The sequence below is a fragment of the Streptomyces sp. F63 genome (assembly GCF_018070345.1).
Lineage (GTDB): Bacteria > Actinomycetota > Actinomycetes > Streptomycetales > Streptomycetaceae > Streptomyces.
In genome coordinates this window covers 17150-31835 of record NZ_JAGPXX010000032.1, presented here as the reverse complement: position 1 = coordinate 31835, position 14686 = coordinate 17150, and the positions used below count along the sequence as shown (strand labels likewise).

Annotated in this window: 9 protein-coding genes; 7 read left to right on the top strand and 2 right to left on the bottom strand. The window is 73.6% G+C overall.

Annotation, left to right across the window (positions count from 1 at the left end; all coding sequences use genetic code 11):
• The first annotated feature begins 528 nt into the window (after positions 1 to 528).
• Together KBZ10_RS24365 and KBZ10_RS24360 are read left to right on the top strand one after the other, a co-directional pair.
• Positions 529 to 2325: an MFS transporter gene (locus KBZ10_RS24365; protein ID WP_210989864.1), complete on the top strand. Its 1797-nt coding sequence runs from the start codon at positions 529 to 531 to the stop codon at positions 2323 to 2325.
• A 118-nt stretch (positions 2326 to 2443) separates the two neighbouring features.
• Positions 2444 to 3640, top strand: a complete 1197-nt coding sequence (locus tag KBZ10_RS24360) for an acyl-CoA dehydrogenase family protein (RefSeq protein ID WP_210989863.1) — start codon at positions 2444 to 2446, stop codon at positions 3638 to 3640.
• A 31-nt stretch (positions 3641 to 3671) separates the two neighbouring features.
• Here KBZ10_RS24360 and KBZ10_RS24355 read toward each other — a convergent pair whose 3' ends face one another.
• Positions 3672 to 4106 carry a cell division protein SepF gene (locus tag KBZ10_RS24355; RefSeq protein WP_210989862.1) on the bottom strand — a complete coding sequence of 145 codons (435 nt, stop codon included), beginning with the start codon at positions 4104 to 4106 and terminating at the stop codon, positions 3672 to 3674.
• A 308-nt stretch (positions 4107 to 4414) separates the two neighbouring features.
• Between KBZ10_RS24355 and KBZ10_RS24350 the strand changes: the two genes are divergently transcribed.
• A complete protein-coding gene (locus KBZ10_RS24350; protein ID WP_210989861.1) occupies positions 4415 to 5710 on the top strand; it encodes a DUF5685 family protein in 1296 nt (431 codons plus the stop codon).
• Between the two features lie 75 nt (positions 5711 to 5785).
• On the opposite strand, the gene KBZ10_RS24345 is transcribed toward KBZ10_RS24350, so the two are convergent.
• Entirely contained in the window at positions 5786 to 6943 is a 1158-nt protein-coding gene (locus KBZ10_RS24345) for a transposase (protein WP_247702904.1), read from the bottom strand.
• Between the two features lie 26 nt (positions 6944 to 6969).
• On the opposite strand from KBZ10_RS24345, the gene tnpA reads away from it, so the two are divergent.
• The 4 genes from tnpA (at position 6970) to KBZ10_RS24325 (ending at position 14667) form a co-directional block, all read left to right on the top strand.
• Positions 6970 to 7398: an IS200/IS605 family transposase gene (gene tnpA / locus KBZ10_RS24340; protein ID WP_210989859.1), complete on the top strand. Its 429-nt coding sequence runs from the start codon at positions 6970 to 6972 to the stop codon at positions 7396 to 7398.
• A gap of 619 nt (positions 7399 to 8017) precedes the next feature.
• Entirely contained in the window at positions 8018 to 8917 is a 900-nt protein-coding gene (locus tag KBZ10_RS24335; protein WP_210989858.1) for a S1 family peptidase, read from the top strand.
• 634 nt (positions 8918 to 9551) lie between these two features.
• Entirely contained in the window at positions 9552 to 10631 is a 1080-nt protein-coding gene (locus KBZ10_RS24330; RefSeq protein WP_247702902.1) for a S1 family peptidase, read from the top strand.
• 235 nt (positions 10632 to 10866) lie between these two features.
• On the top strand, positions 10867 to 14667 hold the full coding sequence (locus tag KBZ10_RS24325; protein ID WP_210989857.1) for a DNA polymerase III subunit alpha: 3801 nt from the start codon (positions 10867 to 10869) through the stop codon (positions 14665 to 14667).
• Positions 14668 to 14686 lie beyond the last annotated feature (19 nt).

Genomic DNA, 14686 nt, shown 5'->3' with positions numbered 1-14686 from the left:
TTTATTCATGGCGTTCCCTCAAAAGCATTACCGGCCTCAAAGAATTCATGAGGCGCCGTTAATCCGAGGATCTTTCAGGGGGCGCGAAAAGTTCACCTGGAAGTGGTCCGGTCTTTTCCGCGGGCCCGGATCCGGGGAGGCCCGGAGAGGCGGGCGGAGCCCCGGGAGCCGACCCGCCGACGGCGATGACCTGCGGTTCCGCGGCACGCCGGGGGAGCCGGGCGGCCGGGCACGCCGATGGGCGGGGGCGGCGGGGCGGACCCGCGGTGGCCGCCGTTCCGGACGGCGGTCCTCCGCCGCACCCCGGAATTCGGCCTTCCGGGCCGCGGGCCGCCCGCCCCGCGCTTGCTGGCCCCCGCGGCCCGCTCCGCGCGGCATGTCGGATTGACAGGAGTGAGCCCGGACACATGGTCCCCCTCCGGGCTCGCGTACCCTGTCGTCTCACTCACTTCTCGGTGCCGGGCACGCCCGGGCCGGAGCCGCCCGTCCGGAGCCCGCCGGGAGCGAGAGCAACACGCGGAGGTGCGCATGTCCGGAACGACCACGGCCCGCGGACGACGGGCGGCGGACGTTCCCCGGCACCGCCGGCAGGCCGGCGGCGGCAGCCGCTGGTCCGTGCTCGTGGTGCTCTGCGTCAGCCTGCTGCTGGTCGCCCTCGACGCCACCGTCCTCCACGTCGCCGTGCCGGCCGTCACCGAGGACCTCCGCCCCGGCGCGGTGGAACTGCTCTGGATCGTCGACGCCTACCCGCTGGTCGCCGCCTCGCTGCTGATCCTCTTCGGCACCCTCGGCGACCGCATCGGCCGCCGCAGGGTGCTGCTGCTGGGGTACGGCATCTTCGGCCTGGCGTCGGCCGTCGCCGCGACGGCGGACGACCCGCAGGTCCTCATCGCCGGCCGCGCCCTGCTCGGCGTCGGCGGCGCCATGATCATGCCCGCCACGCTGTCGATCCTGCGCCAGGTCTTCCCCGACCGCCGGGAACGGGCCCTGGCCATCGGCATCTGGAGCGCGGTCGCGGCGGTCGGGGCGGCCGTCGGCCCGCTGCTCGGGGGGCTGCTGCTGGAGCACTACTGGTGGGGCTCCGTCTTCCTGATCAACATCCCGCTGATGGCCGTCTGCCTGCCGGTCGGCCGCTGGATCCTCCCCGAGTCCACCGGCGACGGCCGGGGCCCCTGGGACGTGCTCGGCGCTCTCATGGCCGCCTTCGGGCTCGCGGGCACCGTCCTCGGGGTGAAGCGGATCGGCGGCGGCGAGGACCCGCTCCATCCGCTCAGCGTCGTCCCCCTGGTGGCGGGTCTCCTGCTGCTCGTGCTCTTCGTCCGCCGGCAGCGGCGGCTCGAGCATCCGCTCATCGATCTGCGGATGTTCTCCCGCCCGGCGTTCGGCACCTCCGTCGGCTGCATCGTGCTGGCGATGCTCGCGCTCGTCGGCCTCCAGCTCATCGCCACCCAGTACCTCCAGCTCGTCCTCGGTCTCAGCCCGCTGCAGACCGGGCTGCGGATGGTGCCGCTGACCTGCGCCGCCATGGCCGCCGGACTGCTGGGCTCCCGGATGCTCCTGTGGCTGGGCCCGCGCACCATGGTGGCGACCGGATTCCTGCTGACCGCGGCGGCCGTCTGTTCGCTGACCGCCATGGGCCAGCAGGACCGGCCCGCCCTGCTCGTCACCGGATTCCTCCTGCTCGGGTTCGGTCTGGAGACCACGCTCTTCGGCGCGTACGAGTCGATGCTCAGCGAGGCGCCCGCCGAGCAGGCCGGGGGCGCCGCGGCCATCGGCGAGACCTCCTACCAGCTCGGCGCCGGCATCGGCATCGCCCTGCTCGGCACCGTGATGAACGCCGTCTACGCGCCCGGGGTCACCCGCCTCCCCGGAGTGCCGGCCGCGGCGGAGCAGGCCGCCGGGCACTCGCTGGGCGAGGCCCGGGAGGTGGCGCGCGGACTCGGCGGCCCGGCGGCGGACGTGCTGCGCACGGCGGCCCGGGAGGCGTTCGTCCGGGGGCTGCACGTCACGCTCGCGGTCAGCGCGGCGCTGCTGCTGCTGGGAGCCGTCGCGGCGCTGCGGCTGCCCCGCCGGATGGAGTGCGCCCGGCCGGACGGGGAGAACCCGGGCGGCGGGGCGGACGGTGCCGGGCGCGGTTCCGCGGACGGTTCCGTCTCCGGCGACGCGGCGGCCGGAGCCGCCCGGGCCGGCGGTGCCGGCCGGAGCTCCCGGGCGGCTGCCACGGCGGCCGGAGGGGGGCGGGGCGGGTCCCCGGGCGGTGCCGCCCCGGCCGCCGGGCGGGCGCCGCGCGGCCGGGACCGGGCCGGGGCGAGTGCCGTCCGCTGAGCCGCCCCGGTGTGGCACGGAGTGCCGTGAACGGGTCTGGACAGGGCGGATGTCCCCGCCGTAGCGTCGATCGATCACCCGGCCGGGCCGGGAACCGCAGCCGTATGGAGGCCGAGACATGTCCGCAGCCGCAGCCGCAGCACCGTCCTTTGACCCGCAGGACCCGCTGGGCATCGACGATCTGCTGAGCGACGAGGAGCGCGCGGTGCGCGACACCGTGCGCCGGTGGGCGGCGGACCGGGTGCTGCCGGAGATCGCGGGCTGGTACGAGCGCGGCGAGCTGCCGGTCATCCGCGAACTCGCCCGGGAGCTCGGGGCCCTGGGGGCGCTCGGCATGTCCCTGGAGGGCTACGGCTGCGCGGGGGCGAGCGCCGTCCAGTACGGCCTCGCCTGCCTCGAACTGGAGGCCGCCGACTCGGGCATCCGCTCCCTGGTGTCCGTCCAGGGTTCGCTGGCGATGTACGCGATCCACCGCTTCGGATCCGAGGAGCAGAAGCGGGAGTGGCTGCCGCGCATGGCGGCGGGCGAGGTCATCGGCTGTTTCGGGCTCACCGAACCGGACGTCGGCTCCGACCCGGCGGGCATGCGGACCCGGGCCAAGCGCGAGGCCGGCGGCGACTGGGTGCTCGACGGCCGCAAGATGTGGATCACCAACGGCTCGGTGGCCGGGGTCGCCGTCGTCTGGGCGCGGACCGACGACGGCGTCCGCGGCTTCGTCGTCCCGACGGACACCCCCGGCTTCTCCGCGCCCGAGATCACGCACAAGTGGTCGCTGCGCGCCTCCGTGACCAGCGAACTCGTCCTGGACGGGGTCCGGCTGCCGGCCGGTGCGGTGCTTCCGGGGACCACCGGGCTGAAGGGCCCGCTCAGCTGCCTCAACCACGCCCGGTACGGGATCGTGTGGGGCGCGATGGGCGCCGCCCGCTCGTCCTTCGAATCGGCGCTCGGCTATGCGAGGACCCGTGAGCAGTTCGGCCGGCCCATCGGCGGCTTCCAGCTCACCCAGGCCAAGCTGGCCGACATGGCCGTCGAACTCCACAAGGGCGTGCTGCTCGCCCACCACCTGGGGCGGAGGATGGACGCCGGGCGGCTCCGCCCGGAGCAGGTCAGCTTCGGCAAGCTCAACAACGTGCGGGAGGCGATCGAGATCTGCCGTACCTCCCGGACGATCCTGGGGGCCAACGGGATCTCGCTGGAGTACCCGGTGATGCGGCACGCCACGAATCTGGAGTCGGTGCTCACCTACGAGGGCACCGTCGAGATGCACCAGCTGGTGCTGGGCAAGGCGCTCACCGGGATCGACGCGTTCCGGTGACCGGCCCGGCCGGTCCCGGCCGGGTGCCCGATCAGCTCTGGTTGAAGAAGCCGTCCGCCGCGCGGCCGGCCGTCTCGCCGGGCATGATCCGGTAATCGGCCGGCGTGAGCAGGAAGACCCGGGTGGCGACGCGCTCGATGCTGCCGCGCAGTCCGAAGACGAGTCCCGCGGCGAAATCGACCACCCGTTTGGCGTCGGAGGGCTCCATGGTCGTAAGGTTCACGATCACCGGGATGCCGTCCCGGAACAGCTCACCGATGGCGCGTGCGTCACGGAAGCCGGTCGGGGTGATCGTGGCGATCCGGTGGCCCTGGTCCTGGGCCGCCTCGTCGGCCACCCGGACCCGCGGGTCGGTCACCCAGGCGTCCGCGTCCCGGGGGTCCTCGGCATAGTCGTCGTCGTAGTAGCGCTCGTCGCTGTCATCGACGAGACCCAGCCATGCGCTCGCCTTGCGCACCGATCCCATGGACGCCTCCTCTCTACCCGCGGTCGCTGCCGTCCGCCCTCCTATGGTCGTCCATGATGCGGATGATGCGCCAAACGGATAGCCCCCGCACGCGCTTTTCGTGACGGTACTGGTGCAGAACGCTAAAAAGACCATCAGTTTTTCCTAACGACCGGCGCAATGACGGACCGTCGGCCCGATCCGCAGCGGTCACCGGATCCATTCGGGTGAACCGGGCGTCCTGATGACGAGAATGATCCTGAAGCGATCGCATCGCGGCATCGGCGGGCCCGGCGGACCGGGCCCGCCGGCAACAGTACGGGGGAACCGTGTTCGGAATCATCAGGCCGTGCCCGCACCGGCTGTCGGGGGAACTGCGCGCGCAGTGGACGGCCCATCTCTGCGGGCTGTGCCTCGCGCTCCGCGGCGACCACGGGCAGCTCGCCCGGGTCGTCACCAACTACGACGGGCTGCTCGTGTCCGTGCTGACCGAGGCACAGTCGGAGCGGCCGGGGCAGGGGAGGCGCACCGCGGGACCGTGCCCGCTGCGCGGTCTGCGCACCGCCTCCGTCGCCCGCGGCGAGGGGGCGCGGCTGGCCGCCGCCGTCTCCCTGGTGCTGGCATCGGCCAAGGTGCGGGACCACATCGCCGACCGGGACGGGCTGCTGGCCCGGCGGCCGGCGGCCGCCGTGGCGCGCCGGCTGGCCGCCTCCTGGGGCCGGGCCGGCGCGCGGACGGGGGCGGAGCTCGGTTTCCCCGCGGACGTCCTTCTCCGCGCCGTGGAACGGCAGCCGGAGGTCGAGGCGGCGGCCGGCCCCGGGACGCCGCTGCGGACGGTCACCGAGCCCACGGAGACGGCCACCGCGGCGGCGTTCGCCCACACGGCCGTCCTCGCCGGGCGGAAGGAGAACGCCGGTCCGCTGGCGGAGGCGGGCCGGCTCTTCGGCCGGCTCGCGCATCTGCTCGACGCGGTGGAGGACCGGGAGGCGGACGCCGCCGCCGGGGTGTGGAACCCGCTGACGGCCACGGGTACGGATCCGGCCGGGGCGCGCCGGGAGTGTGACGAGGCGGTGCGCGGCGTACGGCGGGCGCTGCGGGAGGCCGAGTTCACGGACGGGGCGCTGGCACACCGGTTGCTCGCCCACGAACCGGCGCGCTCCGTCGACCGGGTCTTCGGCGGCGCGTCCTGCGCGCATCTCCCGGACGGCGGGACTCCGTACGGGGATCCGCGGGGGAAGCCGTATGCCGCGGCTCCGGAGGGCGGGGGCCCGGGGCCTTCCGGCGGAGCGCACGGGGGGCGTGGGGGGCCGTCCCGCCATGCCGGCGGCGGTTCCGGCGGTTCCGGCGGTTCCGGCGGATACGGGGGAGCGGGAGGGCCGGGAGGGCCGGGTGGTCCGGGCGGTCCGGGCGGTGCGGGGCAGCCGGGGCCGCGGCAGCCCCGCAAGCGGGGGCCGATCGCCGGCTGCGCGGTGTGGACGGGCCTCTTCTGCACCTGCCGGGTCTGCTGCCGGAAGAGCTACGACGACCCCTGGCGGCACCACAAGAAGCGTGAGGGCTGGTGCCGCAAGTGCGACGGCGACTGCTGCGACTGCTGTGAGTGCTGCTCCTGCGACTGGTCAACTTGACCCGGTCGTGAACGACCGGGCTTGGAGGTAGCGCCCAACTGGCTGCTGGGTTGGCTCCTCCGTCTGGACACCCCGTTATGGGGTGGCAGGGACGCGTGACTCACGCCCCGCATTCCACACGCTCTCGCCACGGGTGGCGATGTTGTGGGAAGAGTTCCGGTCGGCGTGGGCAACGACCCCGCACCCCCGGCAGATGAAAAGCCCCTGGTCGACACGGTTGCGCTTGTCGACGTGGCCGCACTCGGCGCACGTCTGCGACGTGTACGCGGGATCAACGAAGACCAGAGGCACACCGGCCCGCCTGGCCTTGTAGACGATGAAGTCTCCGAGCTGGGCGAAGGCCCAGGAATGGAGTGCGACCCGTTGGGGCTTGCGGAGCCGTACCCTCTGCCGGATTCCCTTGAGTTCTTCCAGGGAGATCCCGGCCGAGGTGCGTTCAGCCTCGGTCACGATCGTCTTGGAGATGATGTGGTTCTGGTTGGCGGCGTGCCGCGCCTCTTTGCGGGCACGGGCCTTGAGCCGCCGCTTGGCGCTCTTGGTGCGCTTCTTCTGGAGCTTGGCCCGCAGGGCAAGCTGTCGCTTGCGGTACCGGTTGAGCCCCCGCCCGGCCGCGAGGTAGCCGGTGGAGGCGGTGGCGATATTCTCGATACCGAGGTCCACGCCGATGAAGCCGTCCGGCTCGTACCTCTCGGCCTCGGGTACCTCGCAGGTGGCGATCAGGTAGAAGACGCCGTCACGTTCGATCAGGTCGGATTCGCCCTTGCGGTACGGCTGGAGCACCTTGAACGCCTCGGCGGAGCAGGTGAACCGCACGCCCTTGAGACGGCCTGCGGTAGTCCAGATCGACACCGTCTGCTGGTCGTACTGCCAGCTCAAACACCGGTCGTCGTACGGCTGCCCAGCCCCGGGCCGGAACGCGACCGGCTTGGACTCCACCTTCCGGCGCCGCTTCGAACCCGGCTTGCCGTAGTTCCCGGCCCGGATGTTGGCGTGCAGCGTCGTGTACGCGTCGCGGACCTTCTTGATGACGTGCTGCGCCGCCTGCGCGCCCAGGCCCTGTTCCCTGAGGTGGGCGTAGGTGTGCCTGCGCAGCTCGTACTCACGCGGCACACCATGGGCGAACGCCACCGCGGAGACCCGGCACGCCAGGTCGTTGACCGTGCGCAGGGTCGCGCCGAGTGCGGCGGCCTGGTCGGCCTCCGGCATCAGCTTCACCTGCGTCACGATCTTCATGTCGGGCATCGTACTACAGTTGGTCCATGTCACCACGCTGGGAGCCAAACCCCGACATCCGCAGGGGCCGCACGGTCGTCTGCACCCTCCATGCTCACTTGGTCTTCACACCCAGGTACCGGCGCGGCCCGTTCACTGACGAGATCCTTACGCGCTGCGAAGAGATCATGCGGGCCGTGTGCGCCGACTTCGAAACCGAACTGGTGGAGTTCAACGGCGAACGCGATCACGTCCACCTGCTCGTGCACTACCCGCCCAAGGTCGCCATCTCCCGGCTGGTCGGCTCCCTCAAGGGCGTCTCCGCCCGCAGGCTCCGCCAGGAGTTCCCCGGCCACATCCGCACGTACCTGTGGGGCGACCACTTCTGGTCCCCGTCCTACCTCGCCGCCTCCTGCGGCGGCGCACCGCCGGCGATCATCAAGGAGTACATCGAGAACCAGAAGCGACCCGGCTGAGGTCAACAGTGCAGACTCGTGCGCCGGTGCGGGTCGCCCCTACCTTGAGAAGCGCTTCCTCCCGGGCGTGAACGCCCGGGGTTCCGCGCTAGATCATGCTGAAGAGCCGTGAACAGGTGGTGGCGCGTTCTCTACCGCTTGGTGTCATGCGGGGATCGATTTTCGGACACTGTTTTCCGTCCGTGATGTGCCTCTCGTGGCCTGAACCGGCCGATGGGGCGCCCCGGGTGTCCGGAGGGCGCCCCACGCGGCCGGGGCGGCGGCGGAGCCGTGTCGCGGGTGGTGGCGGCCGTCCCGCCCGGGCCGGTGATCGCTGCCGTCACCTGGAAGGACTGTGCCCTGTGGGGCGCTTGGGGCGGAACGGGAACCCGGAGTGCCGCAGCCGCGTCCCAATGCCGCCGGAAGGACGGGCCACCCCGGCGGCCGATGCGCCGCCGGGGTGGTCGGCCTGCGCCGAGGCGTGGCCGAAAGGGGCCCTTGTGAACTCATGTTCCACCCCCGAATACTCCCCTCAGTGCTTGTCAGGGGCACGTCGTATCCGGAATCCGGAGTGTTCCTGACTGCGCCTCACGATCCGCCCACCCCAAGCGGATCTTTCGATTCTTCTCTGGAGGAAGCAGTGAGGATCAAGCGCATGACCCCCCACGGCGCGGTGGCGAGACGTACCAGGCTGATCGCCATGGCCTCCGGCCTGGCGGCCGCGGCGGCACTCACCGTCCCGGCGACCGCCAGTGCCGACACCACCGACGCGCTCGGCGCAGCCCAGCTCTCGACCGCGAGCGAGGCCGTCCTCGAGGCCGATGTCCCGGGCACCGCCTGGCACGTCGACAAGGAGACCAACAGCGTCGTCGTCACCGTCGACAGCACCGTCTCCAAGGCCGAGATCGCGAAGATCAAGAAGGAGGCCGGCAAGAACGCCGCTGCCCTCAAGATCGAGCGCACGGAAGGCGTCTTCCAGAAGTACGTCCAGGGCGGCGACGCCATCTACGCCAGCGGCTGGCGCTGCTCCGCCGGCTTCAACGTGCGCTCCGGCAGCACCTACTACATGGTCACCGCCGGCCACTGCACCGACGGTGCGGGCACCTGGTGGGCCAACTCCGGCCGCAGCACCGTCATCGGCCCGACGGTCGGCTCCAGCTTCCCGGTCAACGACTACGGCCTCGTGCGCTACGACGGCTCCGTCAGCCACCCGGGCACCGCCGGCGGTACGGACATCACCGGTGCGGCCAACGCCTCCGTGGGCATGTCGGTCACCCGTCACGGCAGCACCACGGGTACCCACAGCGGCCGGGTCACCGGCCTGAACGCCACGGTCAACTACGGCGGCGGCGACGTCGTCTACGGCATGATCCAGACCAACGTGTGCGCCGAGCCCGGTGACAGCGGCGGCTCGCTGCGCTCCGGCCGCACGGCGATCGGTCTGACCTCCGGCGGCAGCGGCAACTGCTCCTCCGGCGGCACGACCTTCTTCCAGCCGGTGGTCGAGGCGCTCAACGCCTATGGCGTGAGCGTCTACTGAGCCCCTGGCCGGCGCACCACCCCCGCCGGCCGCGAGAGTCCCCGCCCGAGTCGACCGGGCGGGGACTCTCCGTTGTCCGGGGGCCGGGCCCGGGACCCGGGGTGTGCATGCCCCGGCCCCGCACGCGCTCCGTCGCGGCGTGCCCTCCCCGCCGGCCCCGGCCCCGGCCCCGGCCCCGCTCCGGGAAACCCCGTCCCCCGCGCTCCCGTTCACCGGACGCGGGGGTTCCGCGTGGAGGCGCGGGTCTCCCGGTGGCTCAGGAGACGTTCGGAAAGTGACCGTTGGGCGGTGACCGGTGCCGGATTCCGGTACTCAAGGGACCGTTTCGAGACAGGTGTAGTCCTCTCTTTGGGTGGTCATCTGCCGTTCTTCGTCGCCCTGGGTGAAGCGGGATGTCCGCTGAGCGCGCTGATGAGCACGGATAGCGATGAGTGTGCGTGCTGTGATGCAGCTCCGCCTTTTCTGTGCGGGACCGGAAGGTGACCTTGTGTGCCTCGTTCACCCGTCGGAATACTCGGGGTCCCGTTGGCATGAACGCGACTCCGCGTCGCGGCCGTGCCGCGGTGTACGGCATCTTCCCTCCGGGGCCCACGCTCCCCACGGCAGGCCCCATCCCCCCACTGGAGGCCACTCCTTGAAGCACCGACGCATATCCAGGCACCGCATCGCGATCGCCGGAGCCGGCATCGCGGCTCTCGTCGCCGGCGCGTTCACGCTGAACAGTGCCAACGCGACCCCCGCCGGACCGGCCGCCCCCGCCACTCTGTCGGCGGCCTCGGCCGACAAGCTCGCCGGCACCCTCCTCTCCGAACTCGGGGACGGGGCCGCCGGTTCGTACTACGACGCGAAGGAGCGGAAGCTCGTCGTCAACGTCGTGGACGAGGCCGCCGCCGACGGCGTCCGCGAGCGGGGCGCCGTGGCGAGAGTCGTGGAGCACACCCTCGCCGAGCTGAAGTCGGCCCGCGCCACCCTGAAGGCCGAGGCCACCATCCCGGGCACCTCCTGGTCGGTCGACCCGGTGACCAACAAGGTCGTCGTCACGGCCGACAGCACGGTCAAGGGTGCGAAGCTGGAGAAGCTCACCGAGGTCGTCGACGGGCTGGGCGGCCGTGCGGCCGTCGAGCGGGTCGCCGGCGAGTTCAGGCCCTTCGCGGCGGGCGGCGACGCCATCCACAGCGGCGGCGGACGCTGCTCGCTCGGCTTCAACGTGGTCAAGGGCGGCGAGCCGTACTTCATCACCGCGGGCCACTGCGGCAGCCAGGGCAGCACCTGGTCCGACTCCGCCGGCGGCGCCGCGATCGGCACCATGGAGCAGTCCAGCTTCCCGGGCAACGACTACGCCCTGGTGAAGTACGCCTCCGGCGCCGACCACCCGAGTGCGGTGAACCTCTACAACGGCAGCACCCAGCAGATCACCCGGGCCGGCGACGCGACCGTGGGCCAGCAGGTGCAGCGCAGCGGCAGCACCACCCAGGTGCACGGCGGCGAGGTCACCGGCCTCAACGAGACCGTCAACTACCAGGAGGGGTCGGTGTCGGGTCTGATCAAGACCACCGTGTGCGCCGAGCCCGGTGACAGCGGCGGCTCGCTCTTCGCGGGCAGCACGGCGCTGGGTCTGACCTCCGGCGGCAGCGGCGACTGCTCCTCCGGCGGCACGACCTTCTTCCAGCCGGTCCCCGAGGCGCTCTCCGCGTTCGGCGCCTCGATCGGCTGACGCGCGCCCCGCGTCCCGTACGCGTCGCCGCCGCGCCTCCGCGGCGGGCCCCGGCCCCCGGACACCCCTGGTGTCCGGGGGCCGGCGGCGTTTTCCCGGGGCTCGGCGACCCGGGGTCCGCCCGCGGACCCCGACCGCCCACCCGTCGTACGGGTGTTCGAAAATTGGTTTATGGTGGTGCCGGGGGACGGAGAGCAGGGCTGGTCAGGGGGTGTGCGAGCGGCAGGAGGTGCGGATGTCCGGGTTCACCCATCTGCACGCCGTCTCGGGCTTCTCCCTCCGGTACGGGGCCGCGCACCCCGAGCGGCTGGCCGAGCGCGCCGCCGAGCGCGGCATGGACGCCGTCGCCCTCACCGACCGGGACACCCTGGCCGGAGCGGTCCGGTTCGCCCGCGCCTGCGCCGCGGCGGGGGTGCGGCCGGTCTTCGGGGCGGGGCTCGCCGTGGCCGAAAACGTACTGCCGCCCGCCGGCCGTCCGGGCCGTACGGGGCGGGGCGGGCCGCAAGGCGGTCCGGCCGCACCGGGCGGGCCGGACCGGGGCGCGAACCGGGACACCGTCCGCCGGCGCACGCCGGTGCGCGGCGGGGCGTTCATCGACGAATCCGCCCCCCGCGCGGTCTTCCTCGCCCGGGACGGGGCCACCGGCTGGGCCGCCCTGTGCCGTCTGGTCTCCGCCGCCCACACCGGGGAGAGCGGAGGCCCCCTGCTGGACGACCGGAGCGCCCTGGAGCGCGCCGCGTCCTCCGGCGGCCTGACCGTCCTGCTCGGCCCGGACTCCGAGACCGGCCGAGCCCTCGCCGCCGGCCGCCCCGACCGCGCCGCCCGGCTGCTCGCCCCCTGGCGGGAGTTGTACGGCGACGCGCTCCGGCTGGAGATCACGCATCACCGGCGGCCGGACGAGGCCCGGGGCGCCACCGCCCCCGGCTCGCTGCGGCTCGCCGCCCGCACCCTGGGCTTCGCCGCCGAGCAGGGCGTTCCCGCCGTGCTGACCAACGCCGTCCGCTACACCGACCCCGGGCAGGGCCCGGTCGCCGACGTCCTGGACTCCGCCCGCCGGCTCGTCCCCCTCGACCCGCGCCGGCCGGGCTCCCTCGACAGCGGCGAGGGCTGGCTCAAGGGCCCCCGGGAGATGGCGGAGACCGCCCTGCGGGTCGCGGAGGCCGCCGGTTTCCGGCGGGAGGCCGCGCACCGCCTGCTGGCGGAGACCGAGCGGACCGCCGCCGCGTGCCTCGTCGACCCCCAGGACGATCTCGGCCTCGGCAGCGTCCACTTCCCCGAACCGCGCCTGGTGGGCGCCGCCCGGCGCACCGCCGACCGCGTACTGCGCTCCCGCTGCGCCGCCGCCATGGTGCTGCGCGGCCACGACCGCGACCGGCGGCGCTGGGAGCGGCTGGAGGACGAGCTGCGCACCATCGAGCGGCTCGGCTTCGCCTCGTACTTCCTCACCGTTGCCCAGGTCGTGGCCGACACCCGCGCCCTGGGCATCCGGGTGACGGCGCGGGGCTCCGGCGCGGGCTCCCTCGTCAACCATCTGCTCGGCATCGCGCACGCCGACCCGGTGGAGCACGGCCTGCTGATGGAGCGCTTCCTCTCGGAGCGCCGGGCCGCGCTGCCCGACATCGACATCGACGTCGAGTCCGCGCGCCGCCTCGACGTCTACCGCGCGATCTTCGACCGCTTCGGCGCCGACCGGGTGGCCACCGTCGCCATGCCCGAGACCTACCGGGTGCGGCACGCCGTCCGCGACGTCGGGACGGCGCTCGGCATGGACCCGGCCGAGACCGACCGGCTCGCCAAGGCCTTTCCGCACATCCGGGCCCGCGAGGCCCGCGCCGCCCTCCGCGAACTGCCCGAACTGCGCGAGGTGGCGGCCGGGCACGGCGCGGACGAGCGGCTGTGGGGGCTGGTCGAGGCGCTGGACGGGCTGCCGCGCGGCATCGCCATGCACCCGTGCGGGGTGCTGCTCTCGGACGCCTCGATGCGGGACCGCACCCCGGTGGTGGCGAGCGCCGGCCCGGACGGCTTCCCGATGTCCCAGTTCGACAAGGACGACGTCGAGGAGCTCGGGCTGCTGAAGCTCGACGTCCTCGGGGTGCGGATGCAGTCCGCGATGGCGCACGCGGTGACCGAGGTCGAACGGGCGACCGGGGAACGGCTGGACCTGGACGACCCGGAGCGGGTGCCGCCGGGCGACCCGGCCACGTACGAGCTGATCCGGTCCGCCGAGACCCTCGGCTGCTTCCAGATCGAGTCGCCCGGCCAGCGCGACCTGGTCGGCCGGCTGCAGCCCGCCACCTTCCACGACCTGGTGGTCGACATCTCGCTCTTCCGGCCCGGCCCCGTCGCGGCCGACATGGTCCGGCCCTTCATCGAGGCCCGGCACGGGCGGCGGGCGCCGCGCTATCCGCACCCGGACCTGGAGCCGGCGCTGCGCGAGACCCACGGCGTCGTCGTCTTCCACGAGCAGATCATCCAGATCCTCTCGGTGATGACCGGCTGCGACCGGGGGCTGGCCGACGAGGCACGGCGCGCGCTGTCCGTCCCGGAGCGGCAGGGGCGGGTGCGGGCCTGGTTCGCCGGGGAGGCGGCCGCGCGGGGGTACGCGCCGGAGGTGGTGGCCCGCACCTGGGAGATCGTGGAGGCGTTCGGTTCGTACGGCTTCTGCAAGGCGCACGCCGTGGCCTTCGCCGTGCCGACGTACCAGTCCGCCTGGCTCAAGGCGCACCATCCGGCGGCCTTCTACGCGGGCCTGCTCACGCACGACCCCGGGATGTACCCGAAGCGGCTGCTGCTGGCGGACGCGCGGCGGCGCGGGGTGCCGATCCTGCCGCTGGACGTGAACCGGTCGGGGGCCGCCTATCGAATCGAACTGGTGTCTGAGGGAGAGGGGGAGAGGGCGGAGGGACGACCGCCGAAGCGGCGCGGGGAACCGCACGGAGAAGACGCCGGGAGCGCCGGAAGGCCCGCGGGGGCCCGGGCGGTCCACGGCATCCGGCTCGCCCTCTCCGACGTGCACGGCATCAGCGAGGCCGAGACCGAGCGCATCGCCGCCGGACAGCCGTACGCCTCCCTGTCCGACCTGTGGCGCCGGGCCCGGCCGGGACGGCCCGTGGCCGAACGGCTCGCCCGGGTCGGCGCGCTGGACGCCTTCGGCGGCAACCGCCGCGACCTGCTGCTGCACCTCACCGAACTGCACCGCCGGCAGAAGGACCCCGCCGCCCATCCGGGCCAGCTCCCGCTCGACGCCGCCGACGGCGCGGGCACGGGCGGCCCGGGGTTCGTCACCGCCCCGGCCGGGCTGCCCGACCTCGACGCGTCCGAACGCACCGGCGCGGAGCTCGGCGTGCTCGGCATGGACGTCTCCCGGCACCTCATGAGCGAGCACACGGCCTTCCTGGAGGAACTGGGCGTGGTCACGGCCCGGCGGCTGCGCGCCGCCCGGCACGGCGAGACCGTCCTCGTCGCGGGGGCCAAGGCATCCACCCAGACCCCGCCCATCCGCTCCGGCCGCCGCATCATCTTCACCACCCTCGACGACGGCACGGGGCTGGCCGACTGCACCTTCTTCGAGGACAGCCACGCCGACTGCGCGCACACCGTCTTCCACTCCTGGCTGCTGCTCGTCCGCGGCACCGTGGAGCGGCGCGGCGCCCGCAGCCTCACCGTGGTCGGCCGGCGTGCCTGGGACCTCGCCGAACTCGCCGGGCTCCGGAAGGACGGCGGTCTGGAGGCGGTCGGGGCCCGCCTGGCGGCACCGGGCGGCGCCCGGCCGGGGACGCCGGGGGACGCGGGCCCGGCGGGGGACACGGGCCCGGCGGCGGGAGACGGGGGCGGGCCGGACGGCGGTGCGGACGGGGCGGACGGTGCGGACGGGGCGGACGGTGCGGACGGGGCCGCCGGGCCGGTGAACGGCCGCCGCATACGGCTCGCCAACGGCTATGAGATGCACCCGTGGGCGGATCTCCGCCCGGCGGGCGAGGGTGCTGCCACCGGCCGCAAGCTGTGGCACTCCAGCCCGGGGAGCGCGGGCCGGTGAACAGGGGAAGGAAGGCCGG